General features: G+C 53.6%; 2 protein-coding genes. Both read left to right on the forward strand.

Annotation, left to right across the window (positions count from 1 at the left end; translation table 11 throughout):
• Positions 1 to 1,448 (forward strand): IS21 family transposase (gene istA / locus ABD76_RS13825; RefSeq protein ID WP_197257739.1); only part of this gene is annotated, 1,448 nt, incomplete at its 5' end.
• A gap of 1 nt (position 1,449) precedes the next feature.
• The coding region (locus ABD76_RS13830) for an ATP-binding protein (RefSeq protein ID WP_197257741.1) at positions 1,450 to 1,828 on the forward strand (379 nt) is incomplete at its 3' end.

The raw sequence follows: 1,828 nt of genomic DNA on the forward strand, positions 1-1,828 counted from the left end.
GCGAAGCAGAAGGGTGCTCGATCCGTGACATCGCCAGACAGATGGGCATTCACTGGAGAACCGCGAAGAAGTACGCAGATCAATCCAACTGGAACGAATCGATTGGTAAAAGAAAGAGTAAAAGCCCAGTTATGGGGCCGTATATGGAGATCGTGGACACATGGCTGGAGGAAGATCGCCTGCTTCCCCGGAAACAGCGGCATACCGGGATACGGATCTACCAGCGGCTGAGAGATGAACACCAGTTTACAGGCGGACAACGAACCGTTTTGGCCTATGTCCGGAAGCGAAAAAACGAAATGGAGCTCGAACGCGCTAAAACCTACGAGCGGTTGGAGCATCCACCGGGAGAAGCACAGGTGGATTTTACGACCATGCAGGTCAGTCGAGCGCAGCAGCTACTCACCTACAAGTTGCTGGTGATCTCCTTTCCGTACAGTAATGCTGCATTTGTATACCCGACACCGGCTGAGAATCAGGAATGCTTTTTAGAAGCGATGAAGCAATGTTTCGAGCAGATGGGAGGCGTCCCCCAGCGGATCTGGTTCGACAATCTGTCAGCAGCGGTGGTCCACATTGAAAAGCAAGGGGAAAGGCAGCTTACTGAAGGATTTCAGCGCTTCTGTGCTCACTACCGGTTTGAAGCTGTATTTTGTAACCCATACCGTGGGCATGAAAAAGGGAGTGTGGAGAATAAATGCGGATATGCCAAGCGCAATTGGGCCGTTCCCATTCCGGTTTATGAGAGCCATGAACAGCTCGTTTCTTATTTCACAGAGCAGGCCCGACAAGATCAAGAGCGCTCACATTACACCAAAAAAATGCGGATCGCCGATCTATGGGAAACGGATCGCGACCATCTGCTCACCCTGCCGGAAAGCGGATTTGAAGCCTTTCGCATGAGCGCCGCAGTCGTCAACAAGTACGGAGAGATCCGGGCAGACGAGACGACGATCCCGTTGCTGGGCTTAGTTCAGCCAGGAAATGAAGTGCTCATTCAGACGTTCTGGGATCGCTTGGTCATCCTAAACAGCCAGCACCACCCCATACGGGAAGTGCCTCGTCCATATACAGGCCAAACGGCAGAAATTCCGTGGCCACAGGTGTTTACGAATCTTTTGCGGAAACCACGCAGCGTCATGAATTCCCAGTTTATTCGCATGCTGCCGGATACCATACAGCAGTATGTCCGGGTGAACGAACTGGAGTTGCGCAAGGAGCGTTTGCAAGCACTGACCCACTGGTGCGGTGTATATCGTATGGAACAAATACAGGAAGTCCTGGAGCAGGAGGGCTGTGAAGCAACGGTAGCTTGTCTCACAGCGGCGCTGGGCGTGAAACAAGGGGACCGAGACCTCCCGGCCGCCTGGCACGAAACGCTGTCTCCTCCGGGAACACAGAAAAGTGGATTGCTTGGGCGCTATGACCAACTGATGGGGGTGAGCTAGGATGAGAACAGAACTCGCGGATTTGTGCCGGCAACTTCGGCTGGCTCATGTGGTGGAATACGTCGCGCTTCAGCAGGACGAACAAGTGAGCATGCTGGTGGAACAACTTCTGACCGCCGAACTCGATGGCCGGCGCCGCGCCAAACTGGGAAAGCTCGTACAGCAGGCGGGATTCCCCCATATTAAAACGTTCGAAGGCTATGTCTACGAACATATTTCGTTTCCAAGCGGAAGCAGTCCGGACAGGCTTCGGGAGTTAGAATGGCTAGAGCGCAAAGAGAATTTGCTGCTGATGGGCGCTGTAGGAACCGGGAAGACTCATATGGCGACGGCTTTAGGGGTAGAGGCCTGCAGACGAGGCAAAACCGTGCAATTCTACC

It is taken from the genome of Paenibacillus dendritiformis (genome assembly GCF_015845845.1).
GTDB classification, from domain to species: Bacteria; Bacillota; Bacilli; order Paenibacillales; family Paenibacillaceae; genus Paenibacillus_B; species Paenibacillus_B dendritiformis_C.